A 24,210-nucleotide genomic window follows, 5' to 3' on the forward strand; every position below is an offset into this window, starting at 1 on the left:
ACCCCGTGTTCACACAGAGTTTGGCCTTGAGTGTCCCGGGCTGCTTGGCCCTGAAGTAGCGGCAGAGGGACTCGAACCCCCGACACGCGGATTATGATTCCGCTGCTCTAACCAGCTGAGCTATGCCGCCGCTCGAAATTGAATTTCGAGAGGGCGAGAATGTAGGCGAATCCGGCAGGCTTGAAAAGACGGCTTCGTCGCTTCCCAGCGGGATTTCTGGTGTTCAGCCACTTCCAACGCGACGGTTTTGACGGCAATTCCGATTTCCGCCAACGCCTCCGGGCGTGAAGCCAGCCTGATCGGCATTTCGAGCGTCGGACTTGAGCCGACTTCGCCAGATTGACGTTGTCGCGGTTTCCCCCGGACCGCTACAAACACCCCTTGGGACGAAGGACCGTACCGATCGCGCGAACCGATCACCCTTTTGATCGCCCCCTGAGAAGGAACTCGGATGTACCGACTGCTGCTTTGTTTTCGCTATTTGCGAACACGCTACATCGCATTGGCGTCAATCATCAGCGTCACGCTGGGCGTGGCCACTCTGATTGTCGTGAACAGCGTGATGGCGGGTTTTTCCGCGGAGATGCACGAACGCCTGCACGGACTGGCCTCCGACATCGTCATCGAATGCCACGCTTCCGGCGGCATGCCCGATCCTGATGCCCACCTCGACGAAATCAATCGAATCGTCGGTGACCAAATCGCGGGTTCGTCGGTCAGCGTCCATGTCCCCAGCATGCTCGGTATCGATTTCAACGGCCAGTTGATCACGCATCACGTCAACCTCGTCGGCATCGACGCGGAGACTTATGACAACGTCAGCCACTTTGGCCGCTATCTTCTTCACCCCGACAACCAAACCGCCGTTTCCTTCGATTTGCGAGAAGACGGCTACGAAGAAGCACGCGAAGGTTTTCCCAATTCAGGATGGAAGTATCGTCGCGATCACGCTCGAATGGAAAAGGCTTGGGAAGCCGAACGCAAACGAATTGAAGACTTGAGCCGTGAAGCAGCACGCTTGGCCAGCGGTCGACCACAAGAAGACAACACAGAAATGGTTGATTCCGACGGTCCATCGATCGGGTTCGGTGGTCCTACGATCGGGACCAATCTCCCCGAGGGACTTCGAGAAGAAGGGGCTGGTGACAAACCGGTCTATTTCGATCCAGAAGCCGACCAATACCCGGGCATCATCCTGGGAATTGCGACCTGCAGCAACAAGTCTCGTGATGCCGAAGGCAACGTCCGCGACCACTACTATTGCCGCCCCGGCGACGACGTCCGCTTGATGTTCCCCAATGCATCCGACAAACCTAAGGTCGTCAATCAAAAGTTCACCGTGGTGGATTTGTACGAGTCCGGCATGAGCGAATACGACAGCACGTTCGCGTTCGTGCGATTGGATCAACTGCAAGATTTCCGCGGGATGATCGACCCAATCTCGAATACCACCAGCGTCACCACCATCCAATTGAAGCTGATCGAAGGAGCGGACCTCAACGCCGTTCGCGACGCTCTGCGTCAACGCTTTCCACCCGACACCTACGCCTACAGCATCCAAACATGGCGTGATATGCAGGGCCCCTTGCTGGCCGCCGTTCGCTTGGAAACCACCATCCTGAACATCCTGTTGTTCCTGATCATTGCTGTTGCTGGTTTTGGCATTCTGGCAACGTTCTTCATGATTGTTGTGGAAAAGACCCGCGACATCGGAACCTTGAAAGCGCTCGGTGCCAGTGGCAGCGGCGTGATGAGCATCTTCCTCAGCTACGGTCTGTTGCTTGGCATCGTTGGCAGCGGAGTGGGTTTGGTTGGCGGAATCGCTTTTGTCCACAACATCAACGATATCGCGTCGGTGATTGAAACCATCACCGGTCAAGAAGTCTTTGACCCGACGGTTTATTACTTCACAGAGATCCCCACAATCCTCAACCCGTTCACGTTGGCCTGGGTCATGGCAGGAGCCGTCGCGATTGCGACCACCGCCAGTGTTCTGCCTGCGATCCGTGCCGCTCGTATGCATCCTGTCGCCGCGTTGCGATTCGAGTGATCGATGTCGTTTCAAGCGAGCCGTCCGTTCGCAGCTGTGTAACACCTCTCCCCATTCCCCCTCCTTCGACCAACGATTTGATCCATGCATTCCTCGCCTGAACTGCTGCTGGAAGCCCGTGGAATTCGCAAGAGTTACCACAAGGACAAAATCGAACTGCCAATTCTTCGCGGCATCGATGTGGGGTTTGCCGCGGGTGAAATGTCGGCGTTGGTCGGACGAAGCGGAAGCGGCAAGAGCACTTTGATGCACTTGCTCGCGACGCTCGATCAACCCGATTCGGGAGAAGTCTGGTTTGACGGATCACGCATCGACAACCAGAGCCGCGCCCGTCGCGATCAGTATCGCAACTCGCAGATCGGAATCATCTTTCAGTTCTATCACCTGCTGCCGGAACTCTCTGCGATCGAAAACGTGTTGGCTCCCGCCATGATCCGCCGCAGCGTTCTGGGCTACCTTCGCGATCGAAAGTCATTGCGTCTTCGAGCCGAAGCGATGCTGGACCGAGTCGGATTGCTGAATCGAAGTCAGCACCAACCATCGGAAATGTCGGGCGGTGAAATGCAACGGGTGGCCATCGCGAGATCGTTGATGTCCAACCCCAAGTTGCTACTGGCTGATGAGCCGACCGGCAACCTCGACACGGAAACCGGAGCAACGATCCTGACTCTACTTCGCGAATTGAATCAGGAAGACGATCTGACAATCGTGATGATCACCCACGATGACTCAATCGCCGAAACCGCCGACCGTTGCTACCGGATGTGCGATGGGTTGCTCGAAGACAACGCATCCAACCGTGACGCAAGCGACCATTCAGGTTCCGCAAAATTGGAAACAGTTGCTGCCTGATCGACGGTCGATGGCGTAGGCCAGGTCATGACCTGGCGACCAGGCCGATGCTTTGGAACAAAGCGAGGCGTGGTTCAAACTCTGTCTCGAGAACAACATTCACCGGCGAAGAACCAGTGTCAGGTGGGACCTGACCTACGAGGTTGCATCGGTGGGATGATTGCAAAGTGCGAATTGTTCAATGCAATTTGCAATCCCACCAATCTTCTCACCCGCAATCAGTCGAGACCGTAGTGCTCGATCTCGGCCCAATAATCATTGAAAGCACCGTCGGCGTGGAAGTCAGGGCTGTTGTCCAGATCGTGGCACTTCATGCACGATTCGCGAGCCTCATCCAGCGGTAGCTTCATCGCTTCCCGCAATCGAGTCTTTTCTTCGTCGCTGACTCCACTGTCGGCTTCTTCCGCTTTCGTGTGAGCCGCCCCAGGTCCGTGGCAGTTTTCGCAACCGTTGCCATGCAAGTGCGAACTGGCTTCCAATTCCAAGTAGCCGGAAACGTACGGGTAGTAACCTTGCGGGTTCCAACCGGTCACATGGCAAGAAATGCATTCGGGATCGAAGTGCCGCGAAACGTCGCCGCGTTCGCCTGGATTGACAAGGTGCTCGGTTGCCTCGAAGTGAGCAGAGCTTTCCCATATATCAAATGCGGTTGTGTGACACTTGCCGCAAGCTTCCGCCCCAACAAACTTGTCGCCTGATGGATGCTGGATGGGTTTCAGACCCAATCCTTCGAAACCAACGTCTCGAAGTTGGAACTGGTAGTCCTTCATCAAGTCTCGCATTTCTTGCGAGTCTTCAAACTCGTGGGTCAAAGGCACGCGGGCGTAACGAATCGGAGCATCGGGATACAGACCAACCAGTCCCGCGTACATGCCTTTGTCGCCGGTCAAGATCGCCTTCGTTTCGGTGCCTTCAATCAATTGAGGTTGGTACGTTGGCTCGCCGTATCCGCCCGCGATCACGACCAAATCGAAACCGGGAACCGCACGAACCAACTCCTGAGCATTCTCTTCCTTGCCATAGAACGTCAGCACGGTGTAGTCAGGGTTCTCTTTCTGAATCGATGCCAAAGCTTCTTTTGCTGAGTCAACCAGATCGGTCATTTGAATATCGGCGCTGAGTTTCGTTTCCAACGAATCAGGGTCGAGAAGCGTGGTGACGGCCAACGTCATTCCGCCTTTGCGAACGACGCGATGCGCTGGCATCAACGAACGATCAAAAGGGATCACATTGGCGGACACATAAATCGCCTCTTCGGAATCGCCGGGCGACGCTTCCTGGATCAAGTCATTCACGCTCAAACGAACGTCGTCTGGGCCTAGCCCAACCGAGACGTAATCCATTTCGCGAAGAGCTTCGAGCGAGCGGTGGAATTTGATCTCAGCTTGCCGACCATAACGACGGACCAGATTGCCCGCGTCGATGGGAGCCATATCCCAACCTTTCTCGCGAAGCTGATTCAGGAAAGTCATCCGGCGAGCGACGCCGCCCTTCTGATTTTCCAACCCCGTGCATCCGCATGGCTCGATGTAGCCGTGTTGTTGCCCGGTCACAAACAAAGTCAGCGAAGGCTCAGGCCAACTGTTGTAGTCCTCGGGTTCCTGACCTCCGCCGACCGTTTCCGCATCGATCAGCGTGTCGATGATGGGAGAATCGGGTCCAGTCAATTGGAACGCGGCGTCTGCTTCGGCGGGCAAACTCAATCGTTCAGCCGCCGAGCTCTCCGCATCGTTGACGGGACGCTTGGCGATCATCTTCTCGGGCGAGATCAAATCGATTGGCGAGTCCGACAAATCCGCTGCGGGGGCATTGCCTCGGCGTGCCGCGGTGGGACCAGCGACACCGGCTGTCTTCGCAGCGGTCGAACGATGGTTCTCCGGCAACCCCAACGGCGTCGGAACGATTTCCGCTTCGATCTCTTTGCGAGCCACAGGCGTGGGGACGATTTCAACTTTGCCCAGATCCGAAGCTGACTTTTCCGTCTGAGCGTCTTCGCTGGTGTCGATCTGACTCAGGTCAATCTCACCGTCAAACTTGCCCGTTGCCTCTTTCTTCGGCGTTTGAGGCTCCTCGGCGGAGGGCTCCTGATCGGTTTCAACCGTCCAAGTCAATTCCCGTTCGGATTCCCTTTCAGTCGCATTCAACGCAGCAGAAGTAGCGAAGGAAAGCGGTTGCTCGCGAGCGAAACGCCAATCTTCCGGCAGTAGCTGGACGCGACCGTGGTAGTCTGCGTCTGCATCAACTGCGACAGGTTTGACCGCCACCAATTCGGGTGGCCTCAGCGAAGCGATCTGCTCTTCTTCGGATTGTTCTGCCACCGGTGTGGGCGAGTTGCACCCGGGCATCGCAATCGCGGACGCCCCCAGGATGGCCATCAAGCAAGACCATCGAGAGCGTTTAACAGACGACCTTGTCCGCGCACCATTCGGGGCTGACAAATTGCGAAAATGGGTGCGTAGCGAGTTCATCCGGGCCTGATCAACGGCGTTGAAAGAGCTTCTTTCCGACGATTCACGTTCAACGCAGAAGGGGCCGCGATCGTCATTGATATTTTGATTCGATCGCAGCGACGACATCGTCATGATCCCCTTGGTTACGCGACCCGTTTATCTTAACGCGCCGGCAGCGAAAATTTCAGCCGTAATTTCATGGAAGGCACATTGGGGTTATCGGACAAAATCGTCACCAATCCATAGTCTTCTCGGTTCATACCCAATCGATCGATTTTTTCGTCACCAGGAGTCAATGTGAACTCCAAGCTGTAAAGGGACATCGAGCCGTTTTGGATCGGGTCATTCAGCTTGGCTTCCACGACACCTTCGGGAGTAACCTTGCCAACCGACAAATTCGTCTTGTCGCGTTCCGGTCCTTTTAAAACAACAAAGGCTTTCGCAGTTTGGGGCCCAGTCTCGGTGATCTTACCGAAGTCATAGATGTACCCCCCGCCAGTGACGCCTTTCAGCTTGTTGCTCTCCAACATGCTGAGTACACCAACAATCCGGCCCGTCACCGCTGCGACGATCGTCTTGCCGCCCTCACCCTCTTCATCTGGATTCGCATCGGCCGACGCGTCAACGGTTTCTTCGCCGACCTTGCTGAACGGCATCACCAAGTTTTGGCTCACCGGACCTTGTTCCAATCCAGGAGCAACGGTGGCTTTGACCACGAAAGCCTGGGTGGCTTCGGCGTGTTCCGTGTCTTCCTCTTCGATTTCCATCGGAGTGACTTCAAACTCAGCCAGTTCGTTCATTTCGTCGCTGGTGAATTTTGGCTGGCCCAGTTCGATTTCATCGCCCATGTAGCTGTAAACCTTCAATTCCAACTCGATAGGCTCGCCCGAGGCCACTTCCTTGAAAGTCAATGTTTCAGGCACCAGCTGAACCTGGCGAACGACTTTGCCGGTGATTTCAAACCGAATTGCCACTTGAGTGGGATCGTTCGTTCGAAGTTCGGCCGATTGGCCAAAGGTGCTGTCGTTGGTTTTGACCGTCCAAGTCATTTTGACTTCGGTTTCTTCGCCGGGCGCCAGACTTTCGTTTTCGAGCGTTCCAACCGTGCATTTGCAAGTCGACGCACCGATTTTCAGCGTCAGCGGAGCGTCGCCCACGTTTTTCACCGCGAAGACGTGCTCGCCCTCTTCTTCCGGCTGCATGATCCCAAAGTCGTGCTCATTGCCGTCAGGCAATTCGACTTTCGGAATGTCCTCACTCCATTCCTTTTTCAACGCCGCCATCGCGTTGGCGGCCGTGGTTTCCCCTTCGAAATCGATGGGCCCAAAATGTGGCTCGTAGCGGCCGTAGTTGGATTCGTTGATGTTGTAAGCAATCGTGGCACCGATTCCGGCAACGATCAAACAGGCGAGAAACGTTTTCATGGCAAAACGACGACGAGAAAAGGAAAATCAAGAATCACCGCTGGAGTACGCCGGGTACCTCCGCATGGTTCATTGCAAGGCAAGATCTGCCATCACAGTCTTAAAGCGTCCATCGCTTCCTGAGCCGACTGCCGGACAGGTTGCTGGATCGCAGACCGCCCAATTGGCCGCACAACCAGCACAAATTGCAGCGACAATTTACGCGTGACCACCCCGCCAGCTTCCGCCAACTCGACAGCTTTCTCAGCCAATTCGCGAATGGTTTCCTCGGTTCCCCCCTCCGCTTTCGCGATCACCGCCCGTTGAGCTGCGATTCCCTGATGCATCGGGCTGAGCGACCCGCATCGATCATAGATCGCACTAGCCTGCCCGAGTGCCTCGGCGTCGCCCCCGACTTGATAACGATGCAGGACCAACTCGCCAATTGCCTGCAATCGCGACGGATCGTTACCGGCTCGCTGGATCGCGTCTTGCAAAGCATCTTTGAATCGCGAGCTCTCACCCATGGCCGCCCCATTCGCTGCGACGCGTTGCAACCAGGCTTGCTGGACCGCGTGCAACCGGAACATCGCAGGATCAAACGCGTGCGGGTCCGCCGCCATCGCCCGTTCGCACAGTTTCTCCACCCCGGCCAAATTTCCTCGCCGAATCTGAACGTCGGCATCCGCCATCCACTGCTTCGCCTCCGCGACGGGCCGATACGAAACCATCCACAAAGCCACCGCAGCGACAACGGTTACGGTCGCCATCGCGACGGCTGCCAGCCGTTTGGTAGCCAACAAATTCGTTGCTCCTTGCGTTTCACCGGACAATGTGGCCGCAGGCGATGCGACCTCTGGTGAAAGCACAATTGCGGCCAACGTCCACAACACCACCGCGATTCCAGGGACAGTCCATCCGCCAGAAAAGCTGAGGTGCAACAAACCCGCCATCAGAGCGAAGCAGGCCAGACGCCGAACGTCCCAACCGGTCTTCATCGTCGAGTCAGCTCTCGCGGTGGCGGAACCTGAATTCTCCGCCGAGTTTTCGTTCGCCAACCCAAACCACCACAACCATCCAACTGCACAAGCCAACGGAACCGCGATCAGGTGAGCGTCAAAATCGGGCAAGTCTTGATAGCGAATTCCAAGAACCCAAACAGCCAACCAACCAACGGCAGCACCAACCGGGACACTCCAACGAGACAAGCCCGTCTGCCGTTGAGACTCGACGACGACCTCCGTTGGTTCGGCAACTGATAGGCCGGCCGCTCGGTTTTCGACACGCCAAAACATCCATGCTGCAACCGCCAACAAAACGAACAGCAAAAGGCCGGCAGGCAATCCGCCTGCACCCAACGTCTCGGCGACGAAGTGATGTGGGTCCGCAATGATCTCGTGCGACTCGAGCAATCTAAAACGATGGTAGGCCTGTTGGTAGTTCCCCGGACCGGCCCCCGTCCAAGGTGAATGCTCGACCAGCCTCCAGGTCGCGTCCCAATACTGAAAACGATACCGCACCGATTCAGGCAACAATCCGATCCAGCCGGTTCCAAACCAACCTCGGGCAGCCAACGGCAATGCAGCGAACATCGCTGCGATGACAAGCGACATCGCAGCAACGGCCCGGCGTCCAAAGGGCGTTGCCCAGATGAAATCAAGTAAGACGCAGCCACCTACGATCAGCACTGACAACATTCCCGCTCGGCTCTGCGTGTCCTTCAAAGCCAGCATCAAGATCGAGGCAACGACCACCAAACCGATCAACGCCGCGAGGTGTTCTCTCGACGGACTGCCGCGATTTTCGCTCGATGACTCCGCCTCGTCTTTCGCGTCGAGCTTCGCCTTGTCCGCGTCACCGTTTTTCAAACGAAAACGAACAACGAAACGAGGGAATGTGTTGCCCAAGACTCGAAGCGATACAGCGATCACAACCACCAAAGCCATCGCCAACAAACCTGCCAACGTGTTCGCCAAAGCAAACGTCGCCGTCGGGCCACCGTCTCGCAAACGATTCTCGAAGATCATCCGAGCGTTGGAACCTTCTGGTGCACTGATTCCGACTTCCGCCAACACTCGATCTGGATCGGCGTTGTATTCCCGCAATGTTTGTGGCAGCGAAACATGCACTTGATGCAGAGCGTGTGTTGCCAGCAAAACACCACCGACAACGATCAATCCCAACAAAGCCGATTGATGTGCTCCGCCCCGCAGCGACCGCCGCAGGACGCCGAACCAAACCGCACCAACGATCCAGACCCAAGCTTCGTTGCTGGCCGCTCGCCAGTCGCCTCCAATCGCCCAAGCCCCATCGATGGAGCTGGTCCCGACCTGCAACTGCGCAATCGCCGAGTATCCAATCCACACCGCCAGCAAACCGACGATGCCATCGACCAACCAATGCCACTTCTGATCCAGCGGTGCTCGTGGTTCACGTTCGCTGAATGAGTACGCATGCCCGACCCGCAACATCTGCACGGCCGCCGCGGTCACCAGCGCCGACAAACACCACCCCAAGGCACCTCCTTGTTCCACGTCCGTCGAGTCGGACGGATGGTAGAACGCCCACATCATCAGCGTTGCAAACGCCGCTAGAACGACCGGCGTCATGCCGCTTGATCCGACCGGTGCAAAAGGCGATCGCTTCGAAGTCGCCGGAGACTCGACGGTCGATCGCTCAGGTGCTTCGCGGTCGGCCGCTTGCTTCGGCGATCCGGGCCTACGTTTGCGATTCACTTGTCCGGCCGCCGCCACTGCGTGGATTCCAAGATCCCGACCAACGTGAGCAAACACATCACGATGCCCAGCACCGCGATCGCTTGCCAAATTCCCACGTGCGTTAGAAGCAAAGCGGAAAGACCACAGGTCGCGGTGATCAAGTGAATGGTCGCCACCGCTCCGGTTCGCGAAAGTCCCAAATCGACCAAACGATGGGACAGGTGGCTGTGGTCGCCTTGAAAGGGGCTGCGACCTTGTCGAATGCGGATCCAAATCACAGTTGTCATGTCATACAGCGGCACCGCCATCGCACACAAAGGCGCCAAGACCGCATGGGGACGACTTCCGATCCATCCCGATCCTGACTCGTCTCCCGAATCACCGGCCGCGAAAGTAGCCATCAACATTCCCACCGCAATCAGAAACCCAACCAGATAACTGCCTCCGTCACCCATGAAAATTTTCGCTGGCGGACGATTGTGGAAGAGAAAGCCTATCAACGCGCCCGCGACAACCAATAACAAGGAAGCCACCAGCAACTGAGGTCGGTCCGTTCCAGGATCGGGAATCGTCAGCATCACAAGCGCCATCGAAAACGCGATGATGGCTGCCACTCCCGAGGACAGTGTGTCCATGTTGTCGAGCATGTTGAACGAGTTGATCACGGCAACAATCCAGACAACCGACATCAACTTCGTCAGCCATCCGCCGTCGATGAACAGCGACAACTCGATGTTCAATCCCCAAACAATCGCGGCGGCAATTCCGAACTGGACGCCCAAGCGGAATCCGACAGGCAATCCAAACCGGTCATCCGCCAAACCCAAAGCGACCAAAATCGTGCCCGCCAAGATCAACCACCACACATCACCGCAGCGAGACCAAACACCGGGAGCATGCAACATGGCCGCGTCCCACCAACCCGCCGGCGCGATCGATGGCGAAGTCAACTCACGAAGCGACGTGACCCAAGCCGGCACCGATTCGGGGTCGTTCAATAAAGCTGCGGCCAAGGTGGCAAGCGCAACCGTTGCCAGGATTCCAAAGTAAATCCCCAATCCACCGCCGAGCGGCGTCGGCACGGTGTGGCTGCTGTGGCCTCCAGGGCGATCCAGCAACCCAAGCTGCGCGGCGAACTTTCGGATCGGGAACAAAATCAACCAACTGAAAACGGCCGCCAATCCTGCGGCCATGAGCACGAGTCCGATCGTTGCCGACATGAAATCTCGCGCAATTCAGAAAATGGTGAAACGATAGAGAAGCAAAACTTTGCTACGCCCGAGACGCGAAATGGTTCGATGCCGCCAACCGCTCACTCGACAGACAATTTGAACCGCGAATTCCGCTCGTTTCCAGCCGACAACTCGCTATAATCGTGGGCAGCGTCCACCCCATTGGAATGCCCGCCCGCTTCTCACCGGAGCGACTCGCAACCCAACGGCCCCCGCGACGTCCCGCCTTCCTTCCCACCCAACATTGCGTGCCTGGTTCATGCTTTCGATCTCGCCCTTTCGGCTGGCTGCAAGTTTTGCCTGGATCGCCTGCCTCGCATTCGCCGCTGCGTCCAACGCAGACGCTGCCAATCCGGCTTCCCAAAACAATCGGGATGTCGCGGACGACGCCGTTGATTTCCTGCAGGAACAATGTATCGATTGCCACGATGGTTCCAGCGGCGAAGGCGGATTTGACATCCATGCCGTCTCGACCGATTTGTCGCGACCATCCGCTATGGATCAATGGGTCTCGATCCACGACCGAGTCCAATATGGTGAGATGCCTCCGCCGGAAGACATCGAACTCGACCCACAAACGGCTCGCAGATTCACCGAACCGCTACGGCATCAATTGCGGACTTACCAACTCAACCAGCAGCGACGTGACGGACGCGTCCGAGGCCGCCGACTCAGCAACGAACAACTGTCTCGCACGCTGCAGGATCTGCTGAAGGTCGAACTGCCACTCGAAGACTTGATGCCTCCCGAACAAAGGGTTGGCGGCTACGTTCATTTGGCGTCCGCTCAATCGATGTCACACTTTCAGCTCAACACCCACCTCAAAGTCGTCGACGCGGCTCTCGACGCGGCGTTCGACAAAGCAATGAAACCAGCGTCCGATTGGGCCATCGATATGGCTCCCAAGAAGATTGCCAACAAACCCAGGGGGCGTCGCAACCGGGATCCTGAAATGCGTGAAGGCCTCGCGGTCATCTGGTCATCAGGAATGATCTTCTACGGTCGCATTTCATCGACCCGAGTCCCCGAGGACGGTTGGTATGAAATCACGCTGACGGCGTCCGGACTGAAGCCACCCAAGGACCACGGCGTTTGGTGCAGCGTCCGCAGCGGCGAATGCAACTCGGGTGCTCCGCTGCTGTCCTGGATCGGTAGCTTCGAAGCCAAAGCGGAGCCCCAAACGATGACCTACCAAGCGTGGCTGCCCAAAGGTCACATGCTGGAGGTCCGCCCCGCCGACCGAACGCTCAAACAAGGCCGCTTCCAAGGTGGCCAGGTCGGCTTTGGCGAAGGTGAAGACCAAGACATTCCCGGTGTGGCCATGCATTCACTGGCGATGAAACGCATTTACCCGGGCGGCGACCGCAAAGAATCTCGCGAACGATTGCTCGGCAAACTTCCGCTTCGCTACAACCGCGAACTCAATCAATCCGAAGTCAACGTCGACAAGTTCAATGAGAAACGGGATCGCAATGAACTGCGAGCCGCAATCGTCCGCTTTGCTGACCTTGCCTTTCGTCGCCCCGCGGACGCCTCGACGATCGAATCCATCCTGCAACTCGCCGAAGATGAACGACAAAGCGGCGCAACGTTCATCGATGCCTTGCGAGCGGGATACCGTGCCGTGCTTTGCTCGCCTCGTTTTCTTTACCTGACTGAATTCTCCGATGATTCGGGGCGTTTGGACGATTGGGCGATCGCTTCACGATTGAGCTACTTCTTGACCGGATCGATGCCGGATGAAGTACTGCGAACTGCGGCCGATGAAGGATTGCTTCGCCACGACGGAGAACTCCAACGTCAGACGGATCGCCTTCTGAAAACTCGTCGGGGACAGCACTTCCTGGTCGACTTTTCCGATCAGTGGCTGGACCTCGAAGACATTGATTTCACCGAACCCGACCGGCGTTTGTTTCGTGACTTTGATCCAACCGTGCAAGCAGCGATGCTGAGCGAAACGCATCATTTCCTGCAGCGTTTGATGGACGAAGATCGCCCCGTTCGTGAATTGGTCGGCGCCGATTACACCTACCTGAATTCGCGGCTGGCTCGATACTACGGGCTGACCGAATCCGAAGCCGACGTCGCCAATTTGGACGACCAAATGAAATTGGTCCGAGTCGATCCGGCGACCCCTCGTGGCGGACTGCTGACCCATGGATCAATTCTGAAAGTCACCGCGGCCGGCAACGACACGTCCCCGGTTCTGCGTGGTATTTGGGTTTCTGAGCGAATCCTAGGAGTCGAAATCCCCGCCCCGCCTGAAAACGTCCCTGCGGTGGAACCCGACATTCGCGGTGCGAAAACGATTCGCGAATTGCTAGCCAAACACCAAGCCGACTCGTCCTGTGCCGCTTGTCACCAAAACATCGACCCACCTGGATTTGCACTCGAGAACTTTGATGCCGGAGGTCGCTGGCGTGATCGCTACATGCAAAAACGCGGTAACGCCTACAAACCAGGTGCCGATGTGGACCCCAGTTTCGAAATGCCCGACGGAGCAGCCTTCGACTCGTTCGTCGCTTTTCGTGATTTGATCGCGGAACGAGATGGACGATTGGCCGCGAACGTGGCGTCGCATTTGGTGACCTACGCGACCGGACAAACGATTCAGTTCGCTGACCGCGACCGAGTCGAAACCATCGTCGCGAATACCAAGGTCAACAAACACGGTTTCCGATCGCTGTTGGATGAAGTCATTCAGAGCGATCTGTTCCTTTCTAAGTGACCAACCCAAATCGCGGTCGAACTGAACATCCCAACTGATCGAAAACATCGCACCACGCTTCGATCATCCCACCTGACCAATCCCGCCTTCGAGAATCAATCATGAAACGCACCAACCTTCATTCGCGAAGTCCGTTGAAACGCCGCACCCTTTTGCGAGGCTCTGGTGTCGCGATGGGATTGCCATTTCTGTCGGCGATGCGTCAGTCATTCGCTGGCAGCGACAGCAACGAAGATTCGGGTCGAGCCAAACGATTTGTTGCCATGACGGTGGGCTTGGGGTTGCTGCCCGAAAACCTGGTTCCCGAAGGCGAAGGGATGAGCTACCAGCCCTCGCGATACCTCCAATCGTTGCAAGATCTTCGCGACAACGTGACCGTCGTTTCGGGTTCGTCGCATCCGGGCGTCAACGGTGGGCACCGCGCCGAAGCCAGCATTTTGACCGCGACTCCGATGGGTTCATCAGGTGCCGTCAACAACACGATTTCAATCGATCAATACCTGGCCAAACATAAAGGTCACGAAACGCGATTTCCCTCGCTCGTTTGCAGCACCGGTGGCTCCACCAGTCCCTGCTACACCGAAAGCGGAGCGATGATCCCACCGATCACTTCCGCGTCGCAGTTGTTCGCTGAACTGTTCGTGAACAGCTCGCCAGCAGAACGCGAGAAGCAGGCGGATCGAGTTCGTCAGGGTCGAAGCATCATGGACATCGTCGCCGAAGACGCCAAGTCGCTTCAGCGTGACCTGGGCAGCGGCGACCGAGATCGACTGGACGCTTACTTCACGAGCGTCCGTCAGCTTGAACAACGCATGCAGCAATCTCAAAAGTGGGCCGAAATGCCGAAGCCCGCGGTGGATGCGACTGCGCCGGTCGACATTCGGAACCCCAATGACCTGATCGCACGAATGAAGACGATGTGCGATGTCGTTTCCCTGGCGTTGGAAACCGATTCGACCCGTTACGTGACACTGCACTTGCCGGGAAGTGGCGGCGTGGTTCCGGTCGACGGAGTGGAGGAGGGCTATCACTCGCTCAGCCACCACGGCCGAGACGAAACCAAACTGGAGCAACTCGCTTTGGTCGAAGAAGCCATGATCGGACAGTGGGGCGAATTCCTTCGTGGGCTGAGCGAACACGGCAACTCACACGGCAATCTGCTGGATGACACCACCGTGTTCCTCACCAGCAACCTTGGCAACTCGTCCAACCACGACAATCGAAACATGCCCGTGTTGATCGCTGGCGGCGGCTTCAAACACGGCGGTCACTTGGCCTTTGACCGCAAGAACAACTACCCGCTGCCGAACTTCTATGTCTCACTTTTGCAACAGCACGGATTGGAGGTCGATCAGTTTGCCAGCAGCACGGGAACGATGAACGGCCTGGGAATCACCTCCTGATTGACGCAACCTCCACCTGACTTTTCGCCGTCTCGAACGGAATCCATTGCGATCCCACGGGGCGGCACACGAGCATTGGCAAGACGAGTGATGGCCGGCCATGACCCGAGAGCGTCTTAGATCGCCTGGGTCCTCACTGATGAAACGCCGCCTTAAAACCACGTCCCGATTCTGCTGGAAGCTTGATCGGCACCCTGCTTACTGATGCCGATTGCTGTTGTCTCAAGCGTTCAGGCAGCCCGAATACCAGCACCAAGAGCAGGAACACTTGCACACTTCCTGCGCATAACCGCATTTCTATTGGGCAACTCTGCGGACGCGTTCCACCCTAACGGGCCAGAAGCAATGACGTTGTGATTGAGGTGTGTTTGAAATTGTGAAAATAGTCAAAACGCAGACTGCTCAAATTTCGCATCCACAGCAAACTGCCTTGGTTGAAATCTGCCCCCATGGTCGAGCGTTTCGATAGGACCGATCGTCCGCCGGGCCTCGCGCGAATTGAGTTTGGCCTCTTGCTTGCGATGTGGAATCGAACTTCACACGTGTCGAAATTCAGAGCACTTGATGCTGATCGACACGTCAAAGTCATTTCGTTTAAGCAATTGGAAACCACAAGTGATGCGACGTCCTCAATCCTTCCACTCCCCCAAAAGCGCCGTCAGGACTTCGGGCTTTACCCTCGTCGAACTTCTTGTCGTCATCGCCATCATCGGCGTGCTCGTTGGCCTACTGCTTCCTGCCGTGCAGTCCGCACGTGAAGCTGCCCGCCGAATGCAATGTTCGAACAACATGAAGCAAATTGGATTGGCGATCCACATGTACCACGATGCCTTCAAGGCATTCCCGCCTGCCTCCTACGCGATGGCAGATTCGGGCGACCTGAACCGGCCCGCCTCATGGATGGTTCGGATCCTTCCTTTCCTCGAACAAACCGCCGCTTACTCGAACGTCGATTTCAGCGGTGACTTCTCCAACCGAGACGGCATCAACTACAGCTGGCGCGGGCTCGACGGTCTGGTCGTCCCGACGTTCAACTGCCCCTCCAGTCCGCTCGAGATTTTCCGTCAAGACACTGCCTCAGCAGGCACCATTGCTCTCGGATCACCAGAAACTCTGCAAACACAAGTTGCATGTTACGCCGGTGTCGCGGGGATGTATCACTACGGCCAAGGCACTGGCAACGATGCCCCCTACACGCTGTGGAACGGCCACAACGGCCGTGTCGATTACAACGGAGTCATCATTCCCGTTGACAGCAAGAACGGTCGCCCCCTGCGATTTGCATCGATTCTCGACGGCACAACCAACACGATTGCCGTTGGTGAAACGGGGAACTTCAAGTCGGTCATTCAAGAGGATGGCACCCGACAACAACACGACGATCGCGTCGGCAACTGGCACGGTGGAGCTTGGTCCGGCGGTGGTGGAGACCCCAATTTAGGAGCGGCGGATGGATACCGAATGAACGTCGCTTCCATTCGCGCCGGCATCAACTTCACTCCCGTCTATCCAACGACACGCTATGGAACTGGCGGCGGCCCCTACTTCGGCATCGGTCCCTACTGGTACGGACGCCCCGGAATGCACTCGCCCTTCCGCTCGGCACACGTTGGTGGTGCTCAGTTCGTTCTATCAGACGGATCAGTCCACTTCGTCAGCGAGAACATCAACTACCAAGTCCTCTTGGATCTAGCTTGCCGACTAGACGGCAACATCATCGAAGACTTCCAAAACTAGCTTTCGCAAACGCTAGGAAAACGGTCCCGCCGCAGTTGCCGCGGGGCCGTTCCCGGCCTCCGCATGCCTCTCTTACCTCCAACACATTTGAAGACACCGAGCCGATACATGACACGCCTCACTCAACTCTTTTCACTTCTCTGCCTTACCGTTCTCGCAGTTGGCTGCTCGTCAGGTGACAAACCGGATCTCGTGCCCGTCGCCGGCACGCTGACCAAAGACGGCGTTCCGTTCGTCAACGCAACGCTGGAGTTTCATCCGCAAGGCCACGGCGGCGTCTCTTATGGCCAAACCGACGAAACGGGTCAGTTCAAACTGCACTACACGACAGGCGAAGCTGGCGCCGCGATCGGATCACACGAAGTGCACGTCTTCGGCGGACACGAGCAAGGAAAGGCCGCACCCGCATCAGCGGCGACCGCATCGAACCCTGATGAGGGAGAGGCCCCGACTATCATCGGCAGCCCCGATGGCGAGAAGAAGCGAGGACGCGGCAACGGCGCGCCAGCTGGCCCAGTCAAAATCACCGCTGAAGTAAGCGATTCGGACAATCAGTTGTCCCTCACCATGCCATCGTGATCAGATCTCGCAACTGAGCCGTGCATTGCTCAGTTTATGAGCAATGCAAACGACCGGGCAATCACCGCCCGCAGTTCTCAAAGGGACGTTCCATTCCCTTGAATGGGGTTCAGAGGCAAACAAAGATCGCATCCACCTCTGCTCACTGCCGGAACTCACCCACCAACCGGATTGATTCTGAGCATCCGGTAGTGACAAATTCAACGGCGACTGAATTCACATTCAGCAAACAACGCTGATCGCCTCGAAATCGTGCAACTATGCGCGCACTTGAGGCGTTCGGCGTTTTGAACCCCATCCGTCAGGGAACGGGTCGAAACCCTAAAAACCGGTTTGGGAAGCAATTATTTAAAATAACTGGAATTTCATTACCCCTTTTTCAAAGCCACACGGATGAGCTTTGGCCGGATTCCTCACCACAAACCGAACGTGGAACCGTATGCGACCACTCCGGCCGATTGGTGTGACAAGGAGTCTTGGTCCCTTTCTTGCGAAGCGTTGGGCATATCACGCGTCGCCCTTCCCGATCGAATCGATCGAGCAAAGGAGACGCCAGCCCTCTTAAAGCACTTGCAGATAGGATCCTAATTCATGCGTCGTCCGCACTCCTCCCCAACCCAAAGTCGCACCGGCTTCACGCTCGTTGAGCTGTTGGTTGTTATCGCGATCATTGGTGTTCTCGTTGGCCTCTTGCTACCGGCTGTCCAGGCGGCTCGAGAAGCAGCTCGTCGGATGAGCTGCACCAACAACATGAAGCAGCTTGGCTTGGCCATGCACAACTACCATTCTGCCTACGGAATGATCCCCAAGCACGGCACCGGTGCAACTGATTCATCACAAGGGATGCAAACTTGGTCCTCCAGTACCAACTCGCTGATGATGCTGAGCTGCTTCGTCAGCATGACCCCCTTCGTCGAACAGCAAGCACTGTGGGAAGAAATCAGCAACCCATCGACCTACCAGGTCTCTGACCCAAACACACCTCGCAGTCCAGCTTGGCCCGCAATGGGCCCAGCCCCAGAACAAACTTCGATCGGATACAACTATCGTCCTTGGATGACTCAGTTGAGTACACTTCGCTGCCCGAGTGACCCCGGCGAAGGTCTTCCAGCGATGGGACGTTGTAACTACTCAGCTTGCCTGGGTGATTCCAGCAACTGGCTGATGCTATACGGAAACTTGGGCGACGGCTTTGAGCCATATCAATACGCCGCCACTCGAACCAACGCGACTGCTCGTGGTTTCTTCAAACCTCGTGTTCAAACTCGCTTCCGCGACGTCCTTGACGGTCTTTCCAACACGATCGCCTTCGGCGAACACATCTCGTCACTGTTTGACCGAGACGTCCGTGGTCAAACGGCTTATGACATCCCAACGGCCTACGACAACCCTCGCGGTTGCGATGGCTACGTCAGCGTCGAGCGTCCAAACTTCTGGTCCGATGGAACTGACGGCGGCACCGCACCACCAAACTTGATGGGTGGCACCGCTTGGTTCTCCGAGAACTGGGGTCGCGGATGTGCTTGGGCACACTTCGGATCGGTGGACACTGGCATGCTGACCCAAGCGGCACCCAACAGCCCAACGTGCAACGGTTGGTGGAGCAAACTGCAACCTGGCAACATGCCACCTAGCAGTCGCCACCCCGGTGGTTGCAACGTTGTCATGGGCGACGGTGCTGTGAGATTCATCACCGACTCGATCGAATCGGGTGACCAGACTTCAAACAGCCCCGGCTACCACAATGACCAATATGTCATGACGGGTGCCTTGGCTCCCGGTGCTCAAAGCCCTTATGGATTGTGGGGTGCTCTCGGCACTCGTGCCTCCGGCGAAATTCTCGACTCAGAATTCTGATTCGGCAGATTCGCCATGTTGCAAATTCACGAGCCGAGTTCGCTCCTCCGCGAACTCGGCTCTCTCCTTTGTAAAACAAACGACCAACGACGAACCCTCTCACACACAGAATCATTCCGATGAAAAAGTTCACTTCGCTCGCTTTGCTTGGCTCTGCTCTTTTGCTATCGACCGGGTGCGGTCGACCTGACAGCGCGCTTGTCACTCCCGATGCCGAGTTCTACGCAAAGGGCCTGGAAGCCGAAAAGAACGGCCTGCCACCTGGAACCGTGGCACCTCAGAAGGGAAAGCTTCAACCTGAACCGCCAGTCGCTGCTCCTTCCACTCCATGATCGCTTAGCAAGTGGGCAGGAGCGATTGGTACACTCAGTCGCGCCGCGTTGGTCGCGGATCTCGCCACTAAAAGAAAGTGGCTATCATCACAAACACTGATGAGGTTACCGCCAATCATTCCTGCCTTCCTGCTGAACACCAGTTCGATGCGAATCGCGTCCGCGTCGACGGAAAGTGAAGCTCGAACAGAGTGTTCTCGATGATCGTGCGATTGAATCCATCTCGCTGCGGCCTCTCTTGCGTACGATTGATCAAGCCATCACGGATGGCCTGGAACAGCGTTTTAATGGGTATGGCTCTGTTAACCGGTTGCGGTCAATCGGTTACGCAGGACACACCTTCGGACGACCTTTTTTCGACGCAAGCGAGCGAGCCGAAAGATCGGCTGAGCGATGCGAGTGACGCATTCGAAAGCGGCAATTTCGATCACGCATCCAAATTACTGCGTTCGCTGATGATCGAACGCCCCGATCATCTGGACACCATTTGGTTGGCTGCTCGCGTCGAAGCAGAACGAGGCAATCTGTCGAGATCATTGGATCTGGCTGAACTCATCGCCACGTCTGATTCGCATTCGCGGGAACAAGCGATCGACCTGTGCGTGCAGACCGCTTCGAACCTTGAAGACCACCGTCGCTACGAAAAGGCGCTGCGAAGAAAAATTGCGGTCAACCCAACTCAGCCCGAAGGCTACCATCGATTGTGGCAGCACTTCATGCGGCATGGCCGAACCTTTGAAGCCGCCCAAGTCGCGGATCTTCTGGTTGATCGTGGGCAGGCAAACTCGCAACAGCTCGAGTCCCTTATCTTTCGAGGGCAGTCAACACCGAGAATTTCGATCCGTTCCGGTGACGAACAAATCGAGCAACACTTCGAACCGGGACAGGGTCGGGCGAGACACTTTTTTTCGAACAATGACTTTCAATCAGCTCGCGAAGAATTGGAAGACTCGCTCGCCGAAGACTCGCCCAACCGGCCCGTCAATGTCGCGTCCGCGAAAGCTTTGTTGGGGCGTGTGTTGGCCGAATCACAGGACGACGAAGCGTTCTTGAAATGGTACTCCTCCCGATCTTCGTCGTTGGAAACCTACGACGATTATTGGTTCGCGATCGGCAGCTACCACTTCGACCACGGGCAATATGAATCCGCTGTTCATTGCCTCTTGGAAGCCTTGCGGAGAAACACCGCTGATCTGGTGACCTACCAGCGGATTCGACAATCACTGAAAGCACTTCAACGCGAGGACCAAAGCGAAGCGTTCGCAGCGAAGGCATCGATCATCAACGAATCACGAGAAGTCGCGAAACAATGGAAACTGGATCCTGACGATAAAGAACGAATCAGCCTAATCAGCAAACACCTGCTCGATGTGGGGCGGCCACTTGAATCGCTGCGGTGGACGGAACTGAACCTACCGACAAACGCACACTCTCAACTCGCGCAGATCCAGATGCAGCGACAACGATTGAGGAGTGTTCCCGACTTGCGGCGCATGATGGCTGAAGATGCGATGACCAACCTTTCGCCTTCCCAATTCAAGTTGCGGTCGCTCGTGGAATCGCAGTCCGCAGGTCTCAATCAACGCGTCTGGTCCGCAACACCGAACAAAGATCTGAATGTCAGCATTCGAAATGTCGCGGAAGACGTGGGTCTGAACTTTCAATGGTACCAGGGCGAACATGCGGACCTGTCCTCCATCGCACTGTATGAATCCCTCGGTGGCGGCGTGGGCGTGATCGACTATGACGCCGACGGACGCCCCGATCTTTATTTTGCCCAAGGTTCCGGCGATCCGCCTGACCTGCGTTGCACCCGATCCAATCGACTCTTCCGAAACCTCGGCCAACGTTTCGTTTCGGTTGAGAAGCAAACGAACAGCGACGAAGATCGCTACTCTCAAAGCGTCAGCGTCGGCGATATCAATCAAGACGGATGGCCGGATCTATTGATCGGGAACATCGGAATGAATCAGATGCTCATCAACTGTGGCGACGGCACGTTCAAAGATTCAACGGACCTGATCCATGGACAGGGCAATCGATTCACCGCCTCCATGGCAATCGCGGATATCAGTGGCGATGCGATGCCGGATCTGTTTGAGGTCAACTACATCCAATTGGAAGGTGCATTTGATCCGCCCGAATTTGATTCGCAAGGACGCGAACTGCTTCACGGTCCACTTAGCGAACGTCCCGAACCAGACCATTGGTACCGCGGCGATGGGCAATGCGGTTTTGATGGCGTTCCGATCCCGGAATCAGTCGCCAACCCAGGCACTGGGCTGGGAATCGTCATCACGGACATGGACGACCAAGTGGGAAACGAGGTGTTCGTTGGCAATGATGCTCGTCCCAACCATCTGTTCACAACCAACAGCGACCGATGGAAGAACACCGCCAATATCCGCGGCGTCGCCAGCGGGCGATTTGGTCTTTCAACCGCTTGCATGGGAATCGCAACGGGCGACTTCAACCGTGACGGTCGGTTCGACATGCATGTCAGCAACTTCTTCAATGAATACGACAACCTGTTTTTGCAAACCGACGGCGGATCTTTTCGCGATGCCGCGCCGAGCTACCAGTTGCCTGCCCTCTGTCTGAACAACGTCGGCTTTGGATCCAAGAGTATGGATGTTGATCGAGACGGCTGGCTGGATGCAATGACGACCAACGGTCATATCTTCGACCAAAGCTACCTGGGCGAACCGTTCCGACAGAAGCCACTTCTGATTCACAACTGCCTGGACCGATTTGAGCGTGCGTCAGTGTCAGATTCGTCCTCCTACTTTTCCACTGACCACCTGGGCCGTGGTCTCGCGAAATTGGACTGGAATCAAGATGGCCAAATGGATGTTGTCGTCACGCACCTCGATCATCCCGCGGCCTTGCTAGAGATCATCTCAGAAGCAACCGGCCATGGACTGCAATTGGAGTTGGTCGGGGTGCAAAGCGAACGCGATGCGATCGGGACGTGCATCACGATCAAGACAGCAAGAGGCACCCAGGTCGAATGGGTGACCGCGGGCGATGGGTACCTTTGCACCGACGAAGCGGTGATTGATTTCGGACTCGCCGACTGTGAAGTGATTGACGAAATGCAAATCCAGTGGCCCGGCGGGACGAACCAGACGTTCCACGACGTCCCGGCTGACCAACGCTACTTGGTCGTCGAGAACATTTCGCGGCTGCATCAGCGATGACGACGTTTCGCCGATAGCCCCGGCAAGCCATCGAATCCGGCTTGCCCCTAATTTCTGCCCCATCAGCTCAAGCAACGAACCGGGCAGAGTTTACCTAAGGGCGTCTACCAGGACATCAATCTGTTTTGGCACACCAAGCATTCGATCCCGAAATTGCCCAAGCCGCGATTCTTCGACATAAGTCGCAAATTCGCTATAGGCCACCAGCTTTTGCGTCATATTCAGCAACAAGTGCCACGAACGCCTTCTAAACGAGCACAACCGCTCAAATTTCGAACACGCCCACGCAAAAACACCTACCTACAGAGGTATTTGCCTCACTGCCTTCATTGTGAAGCGCTCGGATTTTTTTTGTTTTTTTCTCAAATGACTGCTTATCTCTCCCGTCCGCACAAACCTGTCTCGGTTAAACAAAACGCCCTAAGCTCTTGCAAATCCCCAGCAGGAGGAGGCGGTCGAATTTTCAATGGTTGGTTCTGGCCTATTGCTTGCGTTGCACCAAACAACATCAACGGTGCCGCTTTTTGTTGCGATTGATCGCCGGAAGCCCCACCATCAATTTATTCGCACATGCAAATGGAAATTCAAGCAATGCGTCGTCCTACGTCCTCTCGTTCATCAAGAAGCTCCGGCTTCACACTCGTCGAACTGCTCGTCGTCATCGCCATCATTGGTGTGATGGTCGGCCTGCTGCTTCCCGCCGTGCAGTCTGCACGCGAAGCCGCACGCCGCATGCAGTGCTCAAACAACATGAAGCAACTCGGCCTAGCGATTCACAACTACCACAGCAGCTTCAAGATGTTCCCCGCCAACATCGGCTCTCAAACCGATGCCGGCTCCCCATACCGTGGAGCTTCATGGTTGGTGCAGATCCTTCCTCAAATGGAACAGTCGCCGCTCTACGACAAGTTGACTTTCGTTGACACGGACTTCAGCACCCAAGACGCCGTGAATCGCAACTGGGAAGTTTTGGACGAAGCCATTGTCCCTGGCTTCAACTGCCCATCGAACCCGATGCAAAACTACCGCGACAACAATGCCAACGGTGCAACAACCGCGATCGGCGCCCCTGACACCTACAAGACTCAAATCGTCGATTACGTCGGCGTCGCTGGTTACTACTACACACCTGGTATTCGCCAAGGCGATAGCACCTGGCAACCAGGTGGACGTTCGGACGGTTCGCGAAACGTGTGGACGGGTTACGGATGGATGCAAGACGCGGGCATCATCGGCATCAACAACTCGAAGTATCGCAATCCAAGATTCGCCAGCATCATTGACGGCACCAGCCAAACGATCGCCGTTGGCGAACACTCCGCTGAAATGCCACACGCCGACAAGACTCGTACGGACAGCCGTCCAAGCAGTCACGCTGGTGGAGCATGGAACGCTGGCCCCTCACAACACGGTTGGTTGGGCTGGACCGCGAACATCACCGTCCCACGTTGGCCCATCAACAGCATCTACTCGGGCAACTACACCCAACTGTACGGCTACACGTTGCACAACGGTTTCCGTTCCAACCACGTTGGCGGTGCCATGTTCACCATGGGTGATGGCTCGGTTCGCTTCGTCACCGACAGCATCGACTTCGACGACGTCTTCATGGCGATGAATGGCCGAAACGATCGCTTCGTTTACGAGCAAGATTTCTAAGCCGCTTCCAA

14 protein-coding genes and 1 tRNA gene are annotated in these 24,210 nt (G+C 56.3%); 10 read left to right on the forward strand and 5 right to left on the reverse strand.

Annotated features, from left to right (window positions below):
- Positions 1 to 56: 56 nt before the first annotated feature.
- A tRNA-Met gene (locus CEE69_RS19535) sits at positions 57 to 130 on the reverse strand.
- Between the two features lie 321 nt (positions 131 to 451).
- Here CEE69_RS19535 and CEE69_RS19545 point away from each other — a divergent pair.
- Both CEE69_RS19545 and CEE69_RS19550 read left to right on the forward strand, forming a co-directional pair.
- Positions 452 to 2,050 carry an ABC transporter permease gene (locus tag CEE69_RS19545; RefSeq protein WP_099262289.1) on the forward strand — a complete coding sequence of 533 codons (1,599 nt, stop codon included), beginning with the start codon at positions 452 to 454 and terminating at the stop codon, positions 2,048 to 2,050.
- Positions 2,051 to 2,134: 84 nt separating this feature from the next.
- Complete coding sequence (locus tag CEE69_RS19550; protein ID WP_099262290.1) at positions 2,135 to 2,902, forward strand: ABC transporter ATP-binding protein; 768 nt, start codon at positions 2,135 to 2,137, stop codon at positions 2,900 to 2,902.
- A 218-nt stretch (positions 2,903 to 3,120) separates the two neighbouring features.
- On the opposite strand, the gene CEE69_RS19555 is transcribed toward CEE69_RS19550, so the two are convergent.
- The 4 genes from CEE69_RS19555 to CEE69_RS19570 form a co-directional block, all read right to left on the reverse strand.
- A complete protein-coding gene (locus CEE69_RS19555) occupies positions 3,121 to 5,484 on the reverse strand; it encodes a multiheme c-type cytochrome (protein WP_099262291.1) in 2,364 nt (787 codons plus the stop codon).
- 29 nt (positions 5,485 to 5,513) lie between these two features.
- Entirely contained in the window at positions 5,514 to 6,776 is a 1,263-nt protein-coding gene (locus tag CEE69_RS19560) for a DUF1573 domain-containing protein (RefSeq protein ID WP_099262292.1), read from the reverse strand.
- A 92-nt stretch (positions 6,777 to 6,868) separates the two neighbouring features.
- Complete coding sequence (locus CEE69_RS19565) at positions 6,869 to 9,490, reverse strand: O-antigen ligase family protein (RefSeq protein WP_099262332.1); 2,622 nt, start codon at positions 9,488 to 9,490, stop codon at positions 6,869 to 6,871.
- Positions 9,487 to 10,692: an MraY family glycosyltransferase gene (locus CEE69_RS19570; protein WP_099262293.1), complete on the reverse strand. Its 1,206-nt coding sequence runs from the start codon at positions 10,690 to 10,692 to the stop codon at positions 9,487 to 9,489. Before CEE69_RS19570 ends, CEE69_RS19565 begins: the two co-directional genes overlap by 4 nt.
- A 271-nt stretch (positions 10,693 to 10,963) precedes the next feature.
- Here CEE69_RS19570 and CEE69_RS19575 point away from each other — a divergent pair, with 271 nt between their 5' ends.
- From CEE69_RS19575 to CEE69_RS19610, 8 genes are all read left to right on the forward strand, one after another.
- Positions 10,964 to 13,432 carry a DUF1592 domain-containing protein gene (locus tag CEE69_RS19575; RefSeq protein ID WP_099262294.1) on the forward strand — a complete coding sequence of 823 codons (2,469 nt, stop codon included), beginning with the start codon at positions 10,964 to 10,966 and terminating at the stop codon, positions 13,430 to 13,432.
- 101 nt (positions 13,433 to 13,533) lie between these two features.
- Positions 13,534 to 14,835 (forward strand): DUF1552 domain-containing protein, encoded by a 1,302-nt coding sequence (locus CEE69_RS19580; protein WP_099262295.1) that lies wholly within the window; start codon positions 13,534 to 13,536, stop codon positions 14,833 to 14,835.
- Between the two features lie 618 nt (positions 14,836 to 15,453).
- Positions 15,454 to 16,572, forward strand: a complete 1,119-nt coding sequence (locus CEE69_RS19585; protein ID WP_158231050.1) for a DUF1559 domain-containing protein — start codon at positions 15,454 to 15,456, stop codon at positions 16,570 to 16,572.
- 108 nt (positions 16,573 to 16,680) lie between these two features.
- Positions 16,681 to 17,151 (forward strand): hypothetical protein, encoded by a 471-nt coding sequence (locus tag CEE69_RS19590; protein ID WP_143549288.1) that lies wholly within the window; start codon positions 16,681 to 16,683, stop codon positions 17,149 to 17,151.
- 591 nt (positions 17,152 to 17,742) lie between these two features.
- Positions 17,743 to 19,008 carry a DUF1559 domain-containing protein gene (locus CEE69_RS19595; protein ID WP_099262298.1) on the forward strand — a complete coding sequence of 422 codons (1,266 nt, stop codon included), beginning with the start codon at positions 17,743 to 17,745 and terminating at the stop codon, positions 19,006 to 19,008.
- A gap of 119 nt (positions 19,009 to 19,127) precedes the next feature.
- The gene (locus CEE69_RS19600; protein ID WP_099262299.1) at positions 19,128 to 19,340 is read left to right on the forward strand and encodes a hypothetical protein; all 213 of its coding nucleotides are present in this window, start codon (positions 19,128 to 19,130) and stop codon (positions 19,338 to 19,340) included.
- A 266-nt stretch (positions 19,341 to 19,606) separates the two neighbouring features.
- Positions 19,607 to 22,540 carry an FG-GAP-like repeat-containing protein gene (locus CEE69_RS19605; RefSeq protein ID WP_233215421.1) on the forward strand — a complete coding sequence of 978 codons (2,934 nt, stop codon included), beginning with the start codon at positions 19,607 to 19,609 and terminating at the stop codon, positions 22,538 to 22,540.
- 591 nt (positions 22,541 to 23,131) lie between these two features.
- Positions 23,132 to 24,199: a DUF1559 domain-containing protein gene (locus CEE69_RS19610; protein ID WP_099262333.1), complete on the forward strand. Its 1,068-nt coding sequence runs from the start codon at positions 23,132 to 23,134 to the stop codon at positions 24,197 to 24,199.
- The last annotated feature ends 11 nt before the right edge of the window (positions 24,200 to 24,210 follow it).

Source organism: Rhodopirellula bahusiensis (assembly GCF_002727185.1).
GTDB classification, from domain to species: Bacteria; Planctomycetota; Planctomycetia; order Pirellulales; family Pirellulaceae; genus Rhodopirellula; species Rhodopirellula bahusiensis.